This window comes from Streptomyces sp. MI02-7b (assembly GCF_033793585.1).
Lineage (GTDB): Bacteria > Actinomycetota > Actinomycetes > Streptomycetales > Streptomycetaceae > Actinacidiphila.
Genome location: NZ_JARAWX010000001.1, coordinates 291223 through 313430, shown reverse-complemented (window position 1 = coordinate 313430; position 22208 = coordinate 291223). Strand labels below are relative to the sequence as shown.

Sequence of the window (22208 nt, the reverse complement as noted above, 5' to 3'; positions counted from 1 at the left end):
GGCACGCAAGGGAAGGGCCCGCCCGCGCGGTGCGTCAGGCTCCCTCGACGAGGCTCTTCGGGCGGAGGTCCGTCCAGTGGGTCTCGACGTACTCCAGGCACTCCTGGCGGCCGGCCGGGCCGTGCGCGACGGTCCAGCCCGCGGGGACGTCGACGAAGTCGGGCCACAGGCTGTGCTGGCCCTCGGCGTTGACCAGGACGGAGTAGACGCCGTCGGGGTTCTCGAAGGGGTTGCTGCTCATCGGGTGGATTCCTTCCGTGTGACCAGGGCCTCAAGGGCCCGGAACCAGGTCTGTGCCAGATCCCGGACGGCCTCCTCGGTGAGGAGTTCGCCGGCGTAGGCCCAGTGGGCGCCCAGCTCGGGGCCGCCGGGGCGGTCCTCGGTCAGGGCGTTGAGGGTGAGGGCGTGGGACATGGGCATCCCGGGGTCGGCGTCGAGGTCGGCGGCGTCGCCCTCGGGCGCGTACGACCAGTCGGCCGACTCGGGAACGTCGAAGCGGCCCATGTAGTTGAACTCGATCTGTGGTTCGGCCAGTCGGGCCAGCTCGGGTCCCGTCACCGGGTTGAGGTGGCGGAGCAGCCCGTGGCCGGCGCCCGACGCCGGAAGGGCGGTCAGGTGCTCGCGGACGCGGCCGACGGCCTCCTCCGGATCGAGTCCGGCCGCGCCCGGGTCGAGGCGGACCGGGACGACGCTGGTGAACCAGCCGATGGTGCGGGACAGGTCGGCGTTGCCGGCCAGTTCCTCCTCACGGCCGTGGCCCTCGAGGTCGACCAGGACCGCGCTGCCGGGCCGCGCGCCCAGCACGCGGGTCCGCCACTCCGCGACGGCCTGAGCGAAGGCGGTCAGCAGGACGTCGTTGACGCTCGCCCCGTACGCGGCCGGGACCCGGCCGAGCAGGGGTTCGGTGATCTCGGCGGGCAGGGTCAGGGACAGGTGGCGGGTGCTCTCGACCGTGTCGCGTTCCGTGTCGAGCGGCCGGGCCAGGGGCAGGCCCGCGCCGTCCGCGAGGACCGAGGTCCACCAGGGCAGTTCGTCCTCGCGCGACGGGTCCTGGGCGCGGGCGGTCAGCAGCTCGGACCAGCGGCGGAACGAGATGTCCACCGGCGGCAGCTCTGGGGTGCGGCCCGCCGCGACGGCCTCCCGGGCCGCCGCGAGGTCGGGCAGCAGGATGCGCCAGGTCACGCCGTCGACCACGAGGTGGTGGACGAGCAGCAGCAGGCGGCCCGGCCTGCCCGGCCCCGCGTCGAACCAGACCGCGCGCACCATGTCACCGGTGTCCGGGTCGAGTCCGGCGCGGGCGGTGACCGCGTGCGCGGCGATCGCCTCGCGCAGCCCCGCGTCGTCCGCACCGGCGACGTCGGCGCGGGCGAGCCAGGACGCCACGTCCACGGTGCCGGGGGCGGGCACGCGCAGCGCCCACTGCTCGCCGGCATCAGCGGTGGAGCACGGTCCGGTCCGTGTGCGCTCCAGGCGGGCCCGCAGCATGTCGTGCCGGTCGGCGACGGCCCGCAGGACGGCCAGCAGCGCCTTCTCGTCCAGGTCCGCCGGGGTCTGCAGCAGGGCGGCCTGGTGGTAGCCCCGGATCGGGCCGCCGCGCTCACGCAGGGCGTGCATGATCGGGGTGAGCGGGACCAGGCCGGTGCCGTCGTCGTGCGGGCGGATCAACTCGTCGCCCGCGAGCGGGACCGCGGCTTCGGCGAGCGAGGCCGCGTCACGGAGCTGGAACACCTGGCGCGGGGTGATCCGCAGTCCGGCCGCTCGCGCCCGGCTGACGAACTGCATGGCGACGATGCTGTCGCCGCCCAGGGCGAAGAAGTCGTCGTCCGTGCCGACGGCCCCGGCGGGCAGGCCCAGCACCTCGGCGACGATCCCGCACAGAGTCCGCTCGGTGTCGTTCGCCGGCTCGCGGCCACCCGCTCCGGTGGTGAAGTCCGGGGCGGGCAGCGCCTTGCGGTTCAGCTTGCCGTTGGACAGCAGCGGCAGCCGGTCCAGGACGACCACGGCGGCCGGGACCATGTACTCGGGCAGCGTCGCCGCCACGTGGGCGCGCAGGGCGGCGGGATCGGCGTCGTGGCCCTCGGCGGGGACGACGTAGCCGACGAGCTGCCGGACGCGCGGGCGGTCCTCGCGGACGGCGACCACGACCTGGGCGACCGACTCGTGTCGGGCCAGCGCGCCCTCGACCTCCGCGAGTTCGACCCGGTAGCCGCGGATCTTGACCTGCTCGTCGGAGCGTCCGGCGTATGCGAGCCGGCCCTCCTCCGTCCACCGCGCGAGGTCGCCCGTACGGTACATCCGGGCGCCGGGCGGACCGTACGGGTCGGCGACGAAGCGCTCGGCGGTCAAGTCGGGGCGGCCCAGGTAGCCCCGCGCGAGCCCCGCGCCGGACAGGTACAGCTCGCCGGTGACGCCGGGCGGCACCAGGCGCAGCGAGGCGTCCAGGACGTACGCCCGCGTGTTGTGCACGGCGCGGCCGACGACCGGGCGGTCGCTGTCCGCCACCCGGCCGACGAGGGCGTCGACGGTGGCCTCGGTGGGCCCGTAGAGGTTGAACGCCTCCGTCGCCTCCAGCGCGGCCAGGCGCGACCAGAGGGCGTCCGGCACGGCCTCGCCGCCGACGCCCACGACCGACAGCGGGCACTGGTCGTCGCGGATCAGGCCCGCGTCGGCCATCTGCGCCAGCAGCGACGGGGTCACCTCGATGAAGTCCAGGCCCTCGTCGCGGATCAGGGTGGCGAGGAGCTCGGCGTCGCGGCGCGTCTCGTCGTCGACGATGTGCAGCGCGTGCCCGTCGAGCAGCCACAGCTGCGGCTGCCAGGAGGCGTCGAAGGAGAAGGACCAGGCGTGGCCGACCCGCAGGTGGCGGCGGCCGGTCAGTGCCTTCGCCCGGTCGTGGAGGTCGTGGCGGTGGCTGTGGAAGAGGTTGGCCAGACTGCGCTGGGTGACGACGACGCCCTTGGGGCGGCCCGTCGAGCCCGAGGTGTAGATGACGTACGCCGGGTGGCCGGCTGCCGGGGCCTGCGGCGCCGCCTCCGGCAGCCCGTCGAGGGCGTCCACGTACAGCACCGGGACGTCGGTGTCTGGCAGGGACGCGGCGAGTTCCCGCGTGGTGAGGATCAGCCGAGGACGGGCATCGGCCAGCATGGCGAGCACGCGGTCGGCGGGCAGGTCGGGGTCGACGGGCAGATAGGCGGCGCCCGCCGTCATCACGGCCAGGATCGACGCGATGTGGTCGGCGGTGCGCGGGAGCGCCAGCGCCACGATTTCCTCGGGTCCCGCGCCCGCGCCGGCCAGGACGCGGGCCAGCCGGTCGGTGCGGGCGGCGAGTTCGGCGAAGGTCCACGTCACGGTCGTGTCGGTGACGGCGACCGCGTCCGGGGACTCCCCGGCCTGTGCGGCGAACAGGGCGGGGACGGTGGCGCCCGCCGCCTGCGCGAACAGGTCCGTGTCGTTCCAGGTCCCCAGCAGCAGGCGCCGGTCGGCGTCGCCGATGATGTCGAGGCGTCCGACGGCGGTGTCCGGGTCGCCGGCCATCGCCTCCAGGACGGTGACCATGGCCGACGCGATCCGCCCGGCCGCGGCCGGGGCGAACAGGTCGGGACGGAACTCGGCCGTCAGGCGCAGACGTGCCTCCGGTTCGACCGCCCAGGCGAACGGGTAGTGCGTCGAGTCCTCGTGGTCGCGGACCGACAGGCGCAGGGCCGCCGGGTCGGTGTCCGCCGGCTCGTCCGCGACCGGGTAGGACTCGAAGACCATCAGCGTGTCGAAGAGGTCGCCGAGCCCGGCGTCGCGCTGGATGTCGGCAAGCCCCAGGTGCTGGTGGGGGAGGAGCCGCGACTGCTCGTCCTGCAGGCGGTCCAGGAGGGCGCCGACCGGCTCCTGCGGGCGCAGCCGGACACGGACCGGCACGGTGTTGATGAACAGGCCGATCATCGACTCCACGCCGTCCAGCTCCGGCGGCCGGCCGGCCACCGTCGCGCCGAACACCACGTCGTCGCGTCCGGTCAGCCGGGACAGCACGATCGCCCAGGCGGCCTGCACCAGGGTGTTCACGGTCAGACCGCGGCGGCGGGCGAGCGTGCCGAGCGCCTCCGTCAGCCGCTCGTCGGCCTCGACGGTGTGGGTGCGGGGCACGACCGGCGTCCGGTTGGCGTCGGCGGGCACCAGGTGGGTGGGCTCCTCCAGCCCGTCCAGGGCCACGGCCCAGGCGGCGGCGGAGGCCGCTGTGTCCTGCCGGGACAGCCAGCGCAGGTAGTCGCGGTAGGGGGCGGGGGCGGGCGGGGCGGTCCCGTCGTAGAGGGCGGTCAGCTCCGCCATCATGCGGGGCACCGACCAGCCGTCCAGCAGCAGGTGCTGGTGCGAGAGCACCAGGCGGTGGCGGCCGTCGTGCGTCCGGGCCAGCAGCATGCGCAGCAGCGGCGGTTCCGCCGGGTCGAAGCGGCGCCGCTCCTGGAGCAGCAGGCGCTCCCACTCCGCGTCCCCGTCCGGCACGTTCACCTGGCGCCACGGCAGCGGCACCGAGCGCGGCGCCACGGCCACGGGACGGCCCGAGGAGAGGTAGCGGAAGCCCGCGCGCAGGCTCTCGTGCCGGTCGAGCAGCGCCTGTCCGGCGGCACGCAGCCGCTCGGCGTCGACGGTGCCCTCGAGGTCGTACGACACCTGGACGGTGTAGACGTCGGGGCCCTGGTCGCCGCTGTCGAAGGAGGCGTGGAAGAGCAGCCCGGCCTGGAGCGGGGTGAGCGGCAGCGGTTCCGCCGCGCCGGTGTCCGCCAGTTCGGCGCGCTCGGCGTCGGTGAGATCCGGCAGCAGCGCGGCGTCCTCTTCCGTGTCCTGGCGGACGGTGTCCACTGCGGCGGCGGCCAGACCGGCCGGTGTCCTGTGCCGGAAGACGTCGCGCGGGGTGATCGTCAGGCCCGCGGCGCGGACCCGGACGACGAGCTGCATCGCGATGATGCTGTCGCCGCCCAGCCGGAAGAAGTCGTCGTCGGGACCGACCCGTTCGAGACCGAGGACGGCGGCGACGAGGTCGCACATCCGTGCCTCGCGCGGGGTGCGCGGCGCGGTCGCGGTGACCTCGGCGGCGAAGTCCGGGGCGGGCAGCGCCGCCCGGTCCAGCTTGCCGTTGGGCGTGAGCGGCAGGGCGTCCAGGACCACGAAGGCGGCGGGCACCATGTGCTCGGGCAGCGCGGCGGCCGCGTGGGCGCGCAGGGCCGCCGTGTCCGCGTCCCGTCCCGGGACGGGGGCGGGGACGACGTACGCCACCAGCCGCTCGTCGCGCAGCAGGACGGTGGCGGAGGCGACCCCGGGATGCCGGGCCAGCACGTTCTCGATCTCGCCGGGTTCGACGCGGAAGCCGCGCAGCTTGACCTGGTCGTCGACGCGGCCCAGGTACTGCAGCTCCCCGCCGCCCGTCCAGCGGGCCAGGTCGCCCGTGCGGTACATGCGGCTCCCCCTCGGACCGAACGGGTCGGCGACGAACCGCTCCGCGGTCAGCCCGGCCCGGCCGAGGTAGCCGCGCGCCAACTGGACGCCGGCGAGGTGGAGCTCCCCGGGCACGCCGGGCGGCACCGGGCGCAACGCCGCGTCCAGCACGTAGGTACGGGTGTTCCACACCGGCCGGCCGATCGGCACGGCTTCCGCGCCGGCGGGAACCTCGTGGGCCGTGACGTCCACCGACGCCTCCGTGGGGCCGTAGAGGTTGTGCAACCCGGCCGCGCCCAGCACCTCGTGGAAGCGGGCCGCGAGCGGGGCGGGCAGTGCCTCGCCGCTGCACAGCACGCGGCGCAGGGCGGTGCAGGCCGCCGCGGCGGGCTCGTCGAGGAAGGCCCGCAGCATGGACGGCACGAAGTGCGCCGTCGTGACGCCGCGCCGCCGGATCAGGCCGGCCAGGTACGCCGGGTCCTTGTGGCCCTCGGGCCGGGCCACGACGAGTGCCGCGCCGGTGATCAGCGGCCAGAAGAACTCCCAGACGGAGACGTCGAAGCTCGACGGCGTCTTCTGCAGCACGCGGTCGTCCGGGGTGAGGCCGTACGCGTCCTGCATCCACAGCAGTCGGTTGACGATGCCCTCCTGCGGCACGACGACGCCCTTGGGACGGCCGGTCGAGCCGGAGGTGTAGATGACGTACGCCGGCCGGCGCGGGTCGTAGGCCCGCGGCAGCGGGCCGGTGGCGGCCTGCGGCGCGGGGGTGCCGTCGGCGTCGACCAGCAGGCGCGGCGCGTCGGTGTCCGGCAGGGCCACGCCGTCCGCCGTCACCACGCACACCGGGCGGGCGTCGGACAGCATGAACGCCAGCCGCTCCGCCGGGTAGTCGGTGTCGAGCGGCAGGTAGGCGCCGCCCGCGCGGTGCACCGCGAGCAGGGTGACGACGAGGGCGGCCGAACGCGGCAGTGCGACGGCGACCGTCGACTCCGGTCCCACGCCTGCGCCCGCGAGGGCGTGGGCCAGGCGTTCGACGCGCGCGTCCAGCTCCGCGTAGCCCACCGCGGTGTCCTCGAACAGCAGCGCGGTCGCGGACGGGGTGGCCGCGGCCTGGGCGCGGAACAGCTCGGGGAGGGTGGGCTCCGGCACGGCGCGCCCGGTGGCGTTCCACTCCTCCAGCACCCGGCCGCGTTCCTCCCCGTCCAGGACGTCGATGCGGCCGACAGGCCGCCCGGGCTCGGCCGCGACCTGCTCCAGCAGCCGTTCCATGCGCCGGGCCAGCCGCTCGGCGGTCGGACGGTCGAAGAGGTCGGCGCTGTACTCGATCCAGCCCTGGATGCCGTTGCCCTCGCCCTGCTCGACGAAGTCGAAGCTGAGGTCGAACTTGGCGGTGTCCTGGCCGGCCGGCTCCCGGCGGACCGTGAGGCCCGGCAGCACGGGCGTGCCGCCGCGCTCGGCGAGGTGGACGACCATGACCTGGAAGAGCGGGTGCCGGGCGAGGGAGCGGGCCGGGTTGAGGGCCTCCACCAGTCGCTCGAAGGGCAGGTCCTGGTGCTCGTACGCGGCCAGGTCGGTCTCCCTGACCCGGCGCAGCAGCTCCGCGAAGTCCGGGTCGCCGGACAGATCGGTGCGCAGCACAAGGGAGTTGACGAAGAAGCCGACCAGGTCCTCCAGCCGCTCGTCCGCGCGGCCGGAGACGGGCGCGCCGAGCGGGATGTCCTCGCCCGCGCCGAGCCGGTGCAGCAGGGCGGCGACGGCGGCCTGGGAGACCATGAACATGCTGGCGCCCTCGCGGCGGGCCAGCGCGCGCAGTGACCGTTCCAGCTCGGGCCTGATCGTGAAGCCGACGGTGCCGCCGGCGTGCGAGGACTCCTGCGGACGTGGCCGGTCGGTGGGCAGCGCCAGCTCCTCGGGGAGGCCGCGCAGGGTCGCGGTCCAGTACGCGAGAAGGTCGTCGCCGGAGTGCTCCAGGAGCTCCCGCTGCCACAGGGTGTAGTCGGCGTACCCGACCGGCAGCGGCGCCCAGTCGGGGGCACGGCCGGCGGCGCGCGCCGCGTAGGCGGTGCCGAGGTCGGCGAGCAGCGCCCGGTCCGACCACTCGTCGGTCGCGACGTGGTGGAGCACGAGCAGCAGCACATGCTCGTCAGGACCGGTCGCGGACAGGGCGGCGCGCAGCGGGAGTTCGCGCTCCAGGTCGAACGGGAGGGCGGCGATCCCGGGCAGTTCGTCCTGGGCGGCGGTGCCGAGCGTCACGCGTGCCCGCTCCGGCTCCAGCACGTGCTGGTACGGCACGCCGTCCACGGCCGGGAAGACCGTGCGCAGGGTGGTGTGGCGGGTGACGACGTCGTTCAGTGCCGCCTCCAGCGCGGCACGGTCCAGGGCGCCGGTGAGGCGCCAGGCGGCCGGGAGGTTGTAGGAGGGGTCGGCGGAGTCCACCTGGTGCAGCAGCCAGAGCCGCCGCTGGGCCGAGGACAGCGGCAGCCGCTCCGGGACGGCACGGCCGGCGGTCAGCGCCGGACGGTCCGCGGCGCGCGGTCCGTCGAGCAGGCCCGCGAGCCCGGCGACGGTCGGCGCGTCGAAGACGGCGCGCAGCGACACCTCGGCGCCCAACACCGCACGGATGCGGCTGATCAGGCGCATCGCGAGCAGCGAGTGGCCGCCGAGGACGAAGAAGTCGTCGTCGACGCCCACCCGTCCCAGTCCGAGCACGGCGGCGAACTGCTCGCACAGCACCTCTTCGCGCGGGGTGCGGGGCGGTCGCCCGCCCACGGCCGCGGACAGGTCGGGCGCGGGCAGCGCGGCCCGGTCCAGCTTGCCGTTGGCGGTGCGCGGCAGGGCCGCGAGCTCGACGAACGCCGCGGGCACCATGGGCTCGGGCAACGCGGCGGCGACGCGGGCACGCAGCGCGGCCGGGTCGGTGTCCTGTCCCGGGGCGGGGACGACGTACCCGACGAGGCGCGGCACGCCGGGGGCGTCCTCGCGGACGACGACGGCGGCCGCCGAGACGCGCGGGTCCGCGGTGAGGACGGACTCGATCTCGCCGGGCTCCACACGGAAGCCGCGGATCTTGACCTGGTCGTCGGCGCGGCCCAGGTACTCCAGCGAGCCTCCCCCAGCCTCCGGCCGGGGGGACCCCCACCGGCGACGGGCCAGGTCGCCCGTGCGGTACATGCGCTCGCCCGGCGCCCCGAAGGGGTCGGCGACGAACCGCTCGGCCGTCAGGTCCGGGCGGCCCAGGTAGCCGCGGGCGAGGCCCGCGCCGGCGAGGTAGAGCTCGCCGGGCACGCCGACCGGTACCGGGCGCAGCCGCTCGTCGAGGACGTACGCGCGGGTGTTGTCCAGCGGCGCCGCCCACTCCGGGGCCCCGCTGTGGCGTCCGTAGGCGTCGACCGAGGATTCGGTGGGCCCGTACAGGTCGTGCACCTGGGTGCCGGGGAGCCCGGACAGCCGCTGCCACAGGGCGGGCGGGGTGGCCTCTCCGCCGACGGCGAGGACGGCGGGCGCGTAGCCGCCCGGGGCGAGGAAGCCGTGGTGGGTCAGCTCGCCCAGGTAGGTCGGGGTCAGGTCGACGTAGTCGGCGCCCGTCTCCGCCAGGTGCGCGAGCAGCGCGACCGGGTCCGTCATCGTCGTCTCGTCCACGACGTGCAGCTCATGGCCCGCGAGGAGCCACAGCAGCGGGTCCCAGGAGGCGTCGAAGCTGAACGAGGCGGTGTGCGCGGCCTTCAGGACCTCGTGGCCGGTGGCCCGGACCGCCGGTTCGATCATGTCGCGCAGGTGTGCGCCGTAGAGGTTGGACAGGCCCCGGTGGGTGCCGACGACGCCCTTGGGGGTGCCGGTGGAGCCGGAGGTGTAGATCGTGTACGCGGCGCCCAGCGCCGGGTACCCGGCCGCCGGGCGGACGAACTCGGCCTCGGGCAGCGGCCCGTCGAGCGGCAGCCGCGCCACGCCCGGCGCGGCCGGGAGGCGTTCGGCGAGATCGGCGGTGGTCAGCAGGCAGACCGGGCCTGCGTCGCGGAGCATGAACTCCAGCCGGTCGGCGGGCAGGGCGGGGTCGAGCGGCAGGTAGGCGGCGCCGCAGGCGAGCACGCCGAGGATCGCGGGAACCATGGCGTGCCGCGGCAGCGCGAGGCCGACGACGGTGCCCTCGGCCGCGCCGTGTCCGCGCAGCAGGGCGGCGATGGTGTCGACGCGGGCGCCCAGTTCGGCGAAGGTCAGGGCGCCCTCGGCGGTGACCAGCGCCGTCCGCCGCGGGTGGGCCCGGACGGTGTCGGCGAGGATCTCGGGGACGGCACGGGTCTCGGCGGGGTGCGCGGTGTCGTTCCAGACGCCGGCGGCGGCCTCGCGCTCGCCGGACGTCAGCAGGTCGAACTCGGCCAGCGGGAGGTCGGGGTGGGCGGCGGCCTGCCGCAGCAGCATCACCAGCCGCTCGACGAGCAGCGCGGCGGTGTCCTCGTCGGCCAGGTCGGAGGCGTACTCCAGCAGCAGCGCCAGCGGGTGCGCCTCGCCGTGGTCGACGAAGGTGAAGTCGAGGTCGAACTTGGCGGTGCCGGTGTCCATGTCGAACCACTCGGTGGGCAGCCCGAAGACGTCGGGGTCGCCGTCCGGCCGGTGGTGGTAGCCCAGCATCACCTGGAACAGCGGGTTGCGGCCCGCCGCGCGCGGGGGGTTCACCGCTTCCACGACCCGGTCGAAGGGCACGTCCTGGTGCTCGAAGGCCTCCAGGGCGGACTCGCGCACCCGGACAAGTAGCTGACGGAACGTCAGGTCGTCGCCGGACAGTTCCGTACGCAGGACGAGCGTGTTGACGAAGAAGCCGACGAGGTCGTCGAGACCGCTGTCGGTGCGGCCCGCGATGGGCGCGCCGAGCGGGATGTCCTCGCCCGCGCCGAGCCGGTGCAGCAGCGCGGCGGTGGCGGCCTGGAAGAGCATGAACATGCTGGTGCCCGTGGCGGCGGACAGCTCCCGCAGCTCCCGGCCGAGGTCGGCGGGCACCTCGCGGCGCACGATCGCGCCGGCGCCGGTGGGCGCGGCAGGACGCGGCCGGTCGAGCGGCAGCGCCAGCTCCTCGGGCAGGTCGCGCAGCCGCTCCGTCCAGTAGCCGAGCTGCGTGTCGCCGACGGTGCCGAGCAGGCGCTCCTGCCAGAGGGTGTAGTCCGCGTACTGGACGGGCAGCGGCTGCCAGGCCGGGGCGGAGCCGGCGGCGCGGGCGGTGTAGGCGGCGGTGAGGTCCGCCATGAAGGGGCGGTCGGACCATTCGTCGGTGGTGATGTGGTGCAGTACGACGGCCACCACGTGGTCGTCGGCGCCGACCCGGAACACCTCGCAGCGCAGCGGCAGTTCCGTCCCCAGGTCGAAGGGGCGGCGTTGGGCCGCCTCGATCAGCCCGGGGAGGTCGGACCCGGCGCATCCGGTGACCGAGAACCCGGGCAGGGCCTCGTCCGCGGGCACGATCCGCTGGTACGGCTCGCCCCCCTGCTCACCGACGAGCGTGCGCAGCGCCTCGTGCCGCGCCGCCACGTCGTGCAGGGCGTGCCGCAGCGCGTCCGTGTCCAGGGCGCCGCGCAGCCGGAAGACGAGCGGGAAGTTGTACGCGGCACCGCCGCCGGTGAGGCGTTCCACCAGCCAGAGGCGGCGCTGCGCGGCGGACAGCGGGACGCGCTCGGGGCGCCGGGGCGCCGCGGCGAGCGCGGGGCGCGCGGGCCGGCCGGCGTCCGCCCGGCCCGCGAGCTGCGCGGGCGTAGGGGCCTCGAAGAGGTCGCGGATGGCCAGTTCGGCGCCGAGCTCCGTGCGGGCCCGGCCCACCAGGCGGGTGGCCAGCAGCGAATGGCCGCCGAGGTCGAAGAAGTTGTCCTCGGCGCCCACCGACGGCAGGCTCAGCACCTCGGCGAAGAGCCGGCACAGCACCTCTTCGTGCAGGGTGCGCGGACCGCGTCCGCCACCCAGGGCCACGGCCGGTTCGGCGTCGGGCAGCGCCCGCACGTCCAGCTTGCCGTTGGCGTTCATCGGCAGCCGGTCGAGGGTGACGAAGGCCGCCGGGACCATGTACTCGGGCAGTTCGCGCTTCAGGTCCTCGCGCAGCACCCGCACCAGGGCGCTCGTGTCGCGGCCCGCCGCCGGGTCGTTGGCGTAGGGGGCGGCGCCGCCGCCCGGCCGGTACAGCCCGGCGGTGGTGCCGGTGGTGTCGCCGGGGACGAACACGGCCTCATAGGTGCCCGCCTCCGCCGCCCACGTGGTGAGCACGCGGTAGCCGAGCCCTGCGCCCAGGTCGTGCAGGGTCTCGGGGTCCACGCCGCCCGGCGTGACACGGCCGTCCGGGATCGCGGTGACGCGCAGCCGCTCGGGGCGCTGCTCACGCAGGCGCTCGGCGAGGTCCCGCGACCACACCGTACGCGGCTCGTCGCCCAGCCGCACCGCGGGCTCGCCCCGGTACAGCACGGCGTCGTAGCGGTGCCGGGTCAGCTCGTTGTGGTGCAGGCCGCGCTTGGTGCGCAGGTCGAGCCCGTAGCCCAGCCCGGCGAAGAAGTCGGGGTCGACCAGGAGTTCCTTCTCCAGCCGCAGGGCGCGGTCCACGGCCCGCTCGAACTGCGCTCCGGCCGTGCCGCGGGCGTGCTGGATCTCGGCGTGGAAGGTGCGGGCGAGCCGCAGGTTGCGGACGTCGCCGACGAAGAGCGCGCCGCCGGGGACGAGCAGCTCCATGGCGCCGCGCACGACCGACTCCAGGTAGGCCGCGCTCGGGAAGTACTGGATCACCGAGTTGATGACGACGGTGTCGAAGTACCCGGTGGGCAGCCCCTCCAGGTCGTCGGCGCGCCGGCAGCGCAACTCCACCCTGGCCGCCCGCTCAGGGTCCCGTCGCAGCTCCTCGCCGATCTTGCGGATGACGGGGGCCGCGAAGTCGGTGGCCCAGTACGCCTCGGCGTCCGGAGCCAGCCGGGACAGCAGCAGGCCGGAGCCGACGCCGATCTCCAGGATCCGGCGGGGCCGCAGTTCGCGGATGCGGGCGAGGGTGGCCTCGCGCCACTCGTGCATGTCCTCGAAGGGGATGGGCCGCCCGTCGTAGGAGCTGTCCCAGCCCGCGTACTCCTCGGTGAAGACGGCGGTGGAGATCTCCTCGTACTCGTCGGAGTAGATCTCCTGCCACTCGCCGACCTGGGCGCGCTCGGTGGACTCCCGCTCGGCGGCGCCGGCGGGGGCGGGGACGACGTAGCCGACGAGCCGGTCGTCGCGGACGACGACGGCGGCCTGCGCGACGCGCGGGTGGCGGCTGAGGGCGGTCTCGACCTCGCCCGGCTCGACGCGGTAGCCGCGGATCTTGACCTGGTCGTCGGTGCGCCCGAGGAAATCGAGGTTCCCCCCCGGGTCACGCCGCACCAGGTCACCGGTGCGGTACATCCGCTCGCCGGGTTCGCCGAAGGGGTCGGCCACGAACCGCTCGGCGGTCAGGCCCGGCCGGTCCAGGTAGCCGCGGGCCAGGCCGACACCCGCGATGTACAGCTCGCCGGGCACGCCGTCGGGCACCGGGCGCAGCCAGGCGTCGAGGATGTGCGCGCGGGTACCGCGGATGGGGCGGCCGACGGTGGGCGTGGCACTGTCCTGGGTGCCGCCGCCGAGGGTGTTGATGGTGTACTCGGTCGGGCCGTACAGGTTGTAGCCGTAACTCCCGTCGGTGTCGCGCAGTCGCGTCCAGACCGTCTCGGGGACGGCCTCGCCGCCGAGCAGCACCAGCGGCGGCACGTGCCCTTCCAGCAGCCCCTCCTCGATGAGGAGGCGGGCGTAGGTCGGGGTGACGTTGACGACGTCGATGCGGTGCCGCTCGCAGTAGGCGGTCAGGGCGTGCGCATCACGCCGCAACTCCTCGTCGCAGATGTGCACTTCATGACCCTCGACCAGCCACAGCAGCTCCTCCCACGACATGTCGAAGGCGAAGGAGACGGTGTGCGCGACGCGCAGCCGCCGCCCGCCCGCCGACGCGATCGCCGGTGCGAAGATCTCCCTCTGATGGTTGAGCTGCATGTTCGTCAGGCCCCGGTAAGGGGTGACGACGCCCTTGGGGCGGCCGGTGGAGCCCGAGGTGTAGATGACGTACGCGGGGTGCTCCAGGCTGAAGCGCACGGTCACCGGGGCGTCGGACAGCTCCGCCAGTTCCGCGGCGACGGCGGGGTCGTCGAGGAGCACCCGCGGGGTGTCCGCGTTCAGGGTGGCCGAGACCGCGGCGTTGCTGAGCAGCAGGAGCGGCCGGGCGTCCTCCAGCATCAGGGACAGCCGGTCGGCCGGGTGGTCCAGCTCCAGCGGCAGGTAGGCGGCACCGGTGCGCAGCACCGCGAACAGGGCCACGACCATGTCCAGGGAGCGCGGCAGACCCAGCGCCACGACCTTCTCCGGCCCCGCGCCGCGGGCGAGCAGCAGGCGCGCCGTGCGGTTCACGGCGGCGTCCAGCTCGGCGTAGCCGAGCGTGCGGTCGCCGAAGACCAGCGCGGTGGTGTCCGGGGTGCGGGCGGCCTGCGCGGCGAGCAGGTCGGCGATCGTCTCGGTGGGCTCCGGCACCCGGCTGCCGGCCCACTCCCGCTCCAGCGCGGCGTGTTCGGCGGGCAGCAGCGGATCGAGCCGGCCGACGGGCGCGGACAGGTCCTCGGCCATGCGCTCCAGCAGCACGGCGAAGCGGTCCAGCAGCGCGCGGGCGGCCGCGTGCGGGACGACGTCGGGCCGGTGCGCGAGGGTGACGAGGACGCGCTGCCCCGGGGTGACGACGAGGTTGACGGGGTAGTGGGTGGCGTCCACGTTGGCGACGGCGGTGGCGCCGTGCTCGGTGCGCAGCCGTTCCAGGCGTTCCTCGGTGTCGTTGTTGCGCAGCACGAAGAGCGTGTCGAACAGCCGGCGGTGCCCGGTCCCGGACTGGAGCACACCGAGGCCCAGGTACTCGTACGGCATCAGTTCCAGGCGTTCGCGCTGGATGCGCCGCAGCAGGTCGAGGACCGGCTCCGCCGGGTCGAGGGCGATGCGGGCGGGCACGGTGTTGAGGAACGTGCCGATGACGTTCTCCACGTCCGGCACTTCGGCCGGCCGGCCCGCGACGGTGGTGCCGAACACCACGTCGGTGCGGCCGGTCGCGGAGGCCAGGGTCAGCCCCCAGGCGGCGTTGAGCACCGTGTTGAGGGTCAGGCCGTGCGCCCGGGCCCGCTCGCGCAGCGCGTCGCCGAGCTCCGCCGGGAGCAGCGCGTCGAGCTGCTCGGGGATGACGGGTTCGAGTCCCGCGCCGGCGACGGCCGGGGCCAGCAAAGTGGGCTCGTCCAGCCCCGCCAGGGCGGCGCGCCAGGCGGCGGTGGCCGCCGCGTCGTCCTGGGTGCCCAGCCAGGCGAGGTAGTCGCCGTAGGAGCCGGGGCGCGGCAGGCCGGCGTCGTCGCCGCCCGTCGCGTACAGGGCGAAGAGCTGGTCGAGGAAGAGCCACGCCGACCAGCCGTCCCACAGGATGAGGTGACGGCCGATGACGAGGCGGTCGCCGCGTTCCGCGCCCCGGCGGACGAGCAGCATGCGGAACAGGGGCGGTGCCGACAGGTCGAAGCGGCGGGTCCGCTCCGCGTCCATGAGCGCGCGCAGCCGCGTCTCCTGCTCGGCCTCCGGCAGCACGGACAGGTCCACCGTCTCCAACGGCACCTCGGGCGCCTCCACGATGAACTGCACCGGCTGGCGCAGCCCGTCGCTGGTGAACCCGGCGCGCAGCCCGGGGTTGCGGGCGAGCAGCGTGCGGGCCGCGGCGCGCAGCCGGTCCTCGTCCAGGCGCTCGGCGAAGTCGAAGGACTCGTGGACGGTGTAGACGTCCAGGGCGCCGTCGTCGTACGCGGAGTGGAAGAACAGGCCTTCCTGCAACGGCGCGAGCGGCCAGATCTCGGCCGGCGCCCCGCCGGCGAGCCCGTGCAGGCGCGCGGTCTCCTCGGGCGTCAGCTCGGGGCGGGCGGGCCCGGTGCGCTCCGCGGCCACGGCTCCGGTGCGGGCGGCCAGCGCGAGCGCCGCGGGGGTGCGGTGCTCGAACACGTCGCGCGGGCTCAGCTCCAGGCCGGCCGCGCGGGCGCGGCCGGCCACGCCGATCGAGCTGATGCTGTCGCCTCCGAGGAGGAAGAAGTCGTCGTCAGGACCGGCGTCCTCCAGGCCCAGCACGGCCGCGAAGACCTCGGTCAGCGTCCGCTCCCGGTGGGTGCGCGGGGCGCGAGCGGCGGCACGCTCCACCTCGGGCGCGGGCAGCGCGGCCCGGTCGAGCTTGCCGCTGGGGGTCAGGGGCAGCGCGTCCAGCACCACGTAGGCGTCGGGGACCAGGGGCGCGGGCAGCGTCGCGGCCAGGGCGGCGCGTACGGCGGCGGTGTCCGGGCGGCCGCTGCCGCCCGCGGGTACCACGTACGCGACGAGGCGCTGCTCGCGCACCGTCACCGCGGCCTGGGCGATGCCCGGCAGCCGCACGAGGGCGGCCTCGGTCTCGCCCGGCTCGATGCGGTTGCCGCGCAGCTTGACCTGACGGTCGGTGCGGCCCAGGTACTCCACCACGTGATCCGCGCGGCGGCGCACGAGGTCGCCGGTGCGGTACATGCGCTCGCCGGGGGCGCCGTACGGATCGGCCACGAACCGCTCGGCGGTCAGCGCGCCCCGGCCGTGGTAGCCGCGGGCGAGCTGCACTCCGGTGAGGTACAGCTCACCCGGAACGCCGTCCGGTACGGGGCGCAGACCGGCGTCCAGCACGCGAAGTCCCGTGTTCCACACCGGCCGCCCGATGGGCACGGTGGTGCCGGGGGAGCCGTCGAAGAGGTGGTGCGTCACGTCGACGGCGGCCTCGGTGGGCCCGTAGAGGTTGTGCAGCGGCACACCGGTGAGCGCCTGCCAGCGCGCGGCGGCCGCGCCGGGCAGGGCCTCGCCGCTGCTGAGGGCGCGGCGCAGGGTCCCCGCCCACGACGGGTCGCCGGTCACCTCCGGCACGCTCAGGAACGCCTCCAGCATGGACGGCACGAAGTGCACGGTGGTGACGCCCTGTTCGCGGACGAGCCGCGCGAGGTAGGCCGGGTCGCGGTGGCCGTCCGGACGGGCGAGGACCACTGCGGCGCCCTCGCACAGCGGCCAGAAGAACTCCCACACGCTGACGTCGAAGCTGGACGGGGTCTTCTGCAGGACGCGGTCGTCGGCCGTCAGGCCGTACTCGCCCTGCATCCAGGCCAGGCGGTTGACGATCGCCCGGTGGGTGACGACGACGCCCTTGGGCCGGCCGGTGGAGCCGGAGGTGTAGATCAGGTACGCCGGGTCGTCGGGCCGGGCCTTCGCGCCCGCCCCGAGCCCCGGGACGGCTTCGGCAGGGGCGTCGACCAGCAGCGGCGTCAGGCCCTCCACGGCGGGCAGCCGCGGGGCGTCGGCCGCCGTGGTGACGACGGTGGTGGCGCCGGAATCGGCGAGCATGTGGGCGACGCGCCCGGCCGGGTAGTCCAGGTCGACGGGCAGATAGGCGGCGCCGGACTTCAGGACGCCGAGCAGCGCGACCATCAGCTCCGCGGAACGCGGGACGGCGACGGCGACGAAGCGCTCCGGCCCGGCGCCCCGTGCGCGCAGCCGGGCGGCCAGCGCCTCGGCGCGCGCGTCGAGTTCGGCGTACGTCAGGGTCGTCGCGTCGTGCACGACGGCGGTGGCGCCGGGGGTGCGGGCGGCCTGCGCCGCGATGACGGCGGGCAGCGTGGTGGCGGGGACCTCGTGGGGGTCGCCTTCGAGACGGGCGGCGTCCCGCTCGCGCGGGGTGAGCAGGTCGACGGAGCCCACGGGGCGTCCGGGGCCGTCGGCGATGGCCTCCAGCAGCAGGGTGAGCCGGTCGGCGACGGCCCGCACGGCGTCCGCGTCGATGCGCCGCGCGTGGTGCTTGAGCCGCAGGTCCATACGGCGGCCCGGCTTCACGATGAGCGCGAGCGGATAGTGGACGGTGTCGTGGAAGGCGTGGCCGGTGACACGCACCGTGCCCGAGGGGTCGGCCGGCCCGGCCCCGGCCGGGTAGTTCTCGAACACGACGAGCGTGTCGAAGAGTTCGCCGCCGCCCGGGACCCCCGCGGCCCGCTGGATCTCGGCGAGCCCCAGGTGCTGATGGTCCAGCAGGGTGCTCTGTTCGTCCTGCAGACGGCGCAGCAGCGCGCCGAGGCTCACGGACGGGTCCCAGGCCAGCCGGGTCGGCAGGGTGTTGATGAACAGGCCGACCATGGAGTCGATCCCGTCGACGGCGACGTCGCGTCCCGAGACGGTGGTGCCGAAGACGACGTCCTGCTGCCCGGTCAGCCGGCCCAACAGCAGGCCCCAGGCGCCCTGAAGGACGGTGCCCAGGGTGACCCCGAGTTCGCGCGCGCGGGCGGAGAGGCGGGCGGTGACCCGCTCGGACAGTTCCACCCGGATCTGCGCGGGATCGATCGCACCGCCGTCGGCGGGCACGTCCACCAGGCGCGTCGGCCCGTCCAGACCGGCCAGGGCCGAGCGCCACGCGGCGCGGGCGGCGTCCCGGTCCGCGGCGGCGATGCGGCGCAGGTAGGTCCGGTAGGCGGGGACCTCGGGGAGCGGGGCGGGATCGGGCGCGTACAGGGCCATGAGCTCGCGGTGCAGCACCGGCAGCGACCAGCCGTCCGCGACGATGTGATGGAACGTCAGCAGCAGTCGGCTGCGGCCCTCTTCGAGCCGGACCAGCGCGCAGCGCAGCAGCGGCGGCCGGCCGAGGTCGAAGGGGCGGCCCCGCTCGTCGGCGGCGACGGCGTCCGCGAGGCCCCGGCGCACGCCTTCCTCCTGCGCGGACAGGTCCACCTCGCGCCACGGCAGTGCGGGGTCCTGGACGACGACCTGGACCGGGCGCCCGTCGCCGAGCTGCCGGAAGCAGGCCCGCAGCGGCGCGTGCCGCTCCAGCAGCCGCTCCATGGCGCGGCGCAGTGCCGGGCCGTCGACGGGCCCGGACAGCTCGACGGCCTGCTGGACGACGTAGGCGTCGTGATCGGCGCCGTCGGCGAGCGCGTGGAAGAAGAAGCCCTCCTGCAGCGGGCCGAGCGGCAGCACCTCCTCGACCGCGGTCCGCAGGCCGCCGCGCAGGGCGGCGAGTTCGGCCCCCGTCGGCTCCACCAGAGGAGCGTCCTGCTCGACGCCGTCCCGGTCGGTGTCCTGAGCGACCGGCGCGAGCTCGGCCACCGTACGGTGCCGGAACACGTCCCGAGAAGTGAGCCGCAGGCCCGCGCCACGGGCCAGCACGAGCAACCGGATCGCCACGATGCTGTCGCCGCCCAGGGCGAAGAAGTCGTCGTCGACGGTGACCGCGCGCACGCCGAGGGCCTGTGCGTACAGGGCGCACAGCAGTTCCTCGCGGGCGTCGCGCGGGGCACGGCCCGAGCTGAGCGCGGCGTAGTCGGGCACCGGCAGGGCGGCGCCGTCGAGCTTGCCGCTCGGCGTCACCGGGAGCCGGTCGAGCGGTACGAGGGCCGCGGGGACCATGTACTCCGGCAGGAACTCGGCGGCGTGCGCGCGCAGCGTCCGCATCAGCGCGGAGACGTCGCGGAACGGAGCCGGGCGGTTCGCGGCCGGCCGGCCGCCGCCGGGCCGGTAGAGCGGCCCCGGGGACGCGTCACCGGAGGTGAAGACGGCGTCGAGGCTGCCGTCGTCGGCGTCGCCGGACCAGGTGAGGGCCGCCGACAGGCCGTGCCGCGCGGCGAGTTCGTGCAGCGACTCGGGATCGACCCCCTCGGCACCGTCGGCGCCGGGGCGGCTGCTGTCCTCCAGGACGGCGAGCGCGTCGAGGTCCTCGGCCAGCCGGGCGTTGGGCACCGAGGTGACCCGCAGCCGCTCCGGACGCGCGGCGAGCCGGCCGTCCAGCGCGTCGAGCGTGCCGAGCGCGGCCCACGCGATCTCGACACCCGTGTCCGGGTCCGCCGTGGTGCCGGCCGGGCGGAGCACGACGTCGTAGCGGTAGCGGGTCAGCTCGTTGTGGTGGGTGCCCCGCTTGATCCGCACGTCGGCGGCGAAGCCGTCGAGGCCCGCGAACCAGTCCGGGTCGACGAGGAGTTCGCCCTCCCACGCCACCGACCGGTCCACGGCCGCGCGCAGCGCCTCCTTGTCGCCGGAGCCGGAGCCGGAGTCGGAGCCGGAGTCGGAGCCGGCGGTCCCGTCGCCGGGACCGCGCCGGCTCTCCACCGCGGCACGCAGCGTGCGCAGCAGCCGCAGGTTGCGGACGTCGCCCAGGAAGAGGGCGCCGCCGGGCGCGAGCAGTGTCGCGGCCTTGCGGAGCACGTCCTCCAGGTAGTCCGCGCCCGGGAAGTACTGGGCGACCGAGTTGATGACGACGGTGTCGAACCACCCCTCGGGCAGCCCGGCGGTGTCGTGCGCCGGGCGCGCCGACAGCTCGACGCGCCCGGCGAGCCCCGGCACGCCGTGGATCTGCTCGCGCAGGGCGGCGACGGCCTCCTCGGAGACGTCGGTGCCCCAGTACGCCTCGCAGTCCGGTGCCAGCCGGGACAGCAGCAGGCCGCTGCCGACGCCGATCTCCAGGACCCGGCGCGGCTCGAGCGCGGCGATCCGCTCGACGGTGGCCGCACGCCACTCGCGCATGTCGGCGAGAGGGATCGGCAGTCCGTCGTACATGCTGTTCCAGCCCGCGAAGTTCTCCTGGAAGCCCTCGGAGCCCGCGGCGGCGTAGAGCAGTTCGTGCAGGTCCTTCCACTTCGCGACCTCGGCGTCGCCGTCGAGCGAGGGCACGACGTAGGCGGCCAGGCGCCGGTCGCCGGGCCGGTCCTCGCGGACGACGACGGCGGCCTGTGCGACGGCGGGGTGGGAGCGCAGCACGGACTCGATCTCGCCCGGCTCGATGCGGAAACCGCGGATCTTGACCTGGCTGTCGACGCGGCCGAGGAACTCCAGCCGCCCGTCGGCCTTCCAGCGCACCAGGTCACCGGTGCGGTAGAGCCGTTCGCCCGGCTCGCCGAAGGGGTCGGCGACGAAGCGCTCCGCCGTCAGGTCGGGACGTCCGAGGTATCCGCGGGCGAGTCCGGCGCCGCCGAGGTAGAGCTCTCCCGCGACACCTGCCGGAACGGGCCGCAGCCGGCCGTCGAGCACGTACGCCCGGGTGCCCGGGTCGGGCACGCCGATGGGCACGATGGTGCCGGGCGGGGTGTCCGGGTCGCACAGCCCCAGCGTGGAGTTGGTGGTCGCCTCCGTCGGGCCGTAGGCGTTGAACATCATCCGGCCGCGCGCGTAGCGGCCGACCAGCTCCGGCGAGACCCGCTCGGTGCCGGCGAGCAGCGTCGCCTCCGCCGGGAGGCGCACGTCCTCCGGCATGGCCGCGAGCAGCGCCGGCGGCAGGATCATGAAGGTGATGCCGTGGGCGTTCGCGTAGTCGGCCAGTGGCGCGCCCGGCACGCGCCGGTGCGACGGTACGACGACCAACCGCCCGCCGGAGAGCAGGCCGAGGCACAGGTCCCAGAAGGCCACGTCGAAGCTGGGGGAGGCGAACTGCAGCACCCGGCTGTGCGGGCCGATGCCGAAGCGCTCGCTCTGAGTGGCGACGAGCTTGGCGACGCCCGCGTGCGAGAGCACGACGCCCTTGGGGCGGCCCGTGGAGCCGGAGGTGTAGATGACGTACGCCGCGCTCGCGACGGTCAGCCGCCCGCCGAGGTCGGGGCCGGTCGTGGGCAGGGCGTCGAGTTCGGCCTCGGTGGCCGGGTCGTCCAGCACCAGTGCGGGTACCCCGTCGGGCAGTTCACCGGCCACCTCGGAGGTGGTGACGAGGCAGACCGGCGCGGCGTCGGCGAGCATGTAGGCGACGCGGTCGGCGGGGTAGTCGGTGTCGACCGGCAGGTAGGCGGCCCCCGCCTTGAGCACCGCCACCTCGGCGACGATCAGCTCCGCCGAGCGCGGCACGGCCAGCGCCACCACGGCCTCGGGCCCGGCGCCCCGGGCGATCAGGGCGTGGGCCAGGCGGTTGGCGCGCGCGTCGAGTTCGGCGTAGGTCAGCCGGACGTCCTCGAAGACCAGGGCGGTCTCGTCGGGACGGGCGCGGACCTGCTCGGCGAACATCGCCGGCCAGGTCGCGAGCGGCACGTCGTGGGCGGTGGCGTTCCACTCGTGCAGGACGCGGTGGCGCTCGGCCTCGTCCAGCAGCTCCAGCTCTCCGACCGCGCGGTCCGGGTGCGCGCCGGCGTCCGCGAGCAGCGTCGTGTAGTGGCCGAGGATCCGGTCGACGGTGGCGGCCCCGAAGAGGTCGGGCCGGTACACGGCGTGGACCTCGCCGGGCGTGACGCGCAGTTCCAGGTCGAGCGGGCCGCCGGCCCAGCCGCCCGCGGCGAAGCCGGTGTTGCAGATCCGGCCGCCGCCGCGGGTCGCCGGGGCACCCAGTTCGCCGGCGAGGGCGGGGACGGGCGCCCGGTGGGCGCGGCCCTGTTCCACGGCGCCGGCGACCTGGGCGGTGAGCCCGGCGAAGGTGGTGTCGGCGGTGACGGCGACACGCAGCGGCAGCCCGTCGTGGGCGAGGACGACATCCCCGGCGCCGCTGCCGTAGTGGTGCAGGAGAGCGGCGTACGCGGCGAGCAGTGCCGCCTCGCCCGGTACGGGGCCGGGCAGGGCGCGGGAGCGGACCAGGGCGGGGCCGCAGGGCCGCTGCGGATACGGGACATCGACGGGGAGAACGGTCTCCTGTGCGAGCGGAACCAGCCTCCCCCGCCAGAATTCCCTTGCCGTCGCCGTCAGTTCTTCGTTACCCGACACAGCTGCCCGTGCCTCCCCTTACCTGCGGAACCGACTCGGCCGAGTCGTGA

Annotated in this window: 2 protein-coding genes; both read right to left on the bottom strand. The window is 75.4% G+C overall.

The features are described from left to right. Positions 1–34: 34 nt before the first annotated feature. Complete coding sequence (locus PV364_RS01260) at positions 35–241, bottom strand: MbtH family protein (RefSeq protein WP_319657653.1); 207 nt, start codon at positions 239–241, stop codon at positions 35–37. After that, positions 238–22158 carry a non-ribosomal peptide synthase/polyketide synthase gene (locus PV364_RS01255; RefSeq protein WP_319657652.1) on the bottom strand — a complete coding sequence of 7307 codons (21921 nt, stop codon included), beginning with the start codon at positions 22156–22158 and terminating at the stop codon, positions 238–240. The genes PV364_RS01260 and PV364_RS01255 overlap by 4 nt, the downstream gene beginning before the upstream one ends. Between the last annotated feature and the right edge of the window lie 50 nt (positions 22159–22208).

Excerpts from the sequence above, each read along its gene's own strand:
- PV364_RS01260 (WP_319657653.1), bottom strand. The coding sequence starts at position 241 with ATGAGCAGCAACCCCTTCGAGAACCCCGACGGCGTCTACTCCGTCCTG.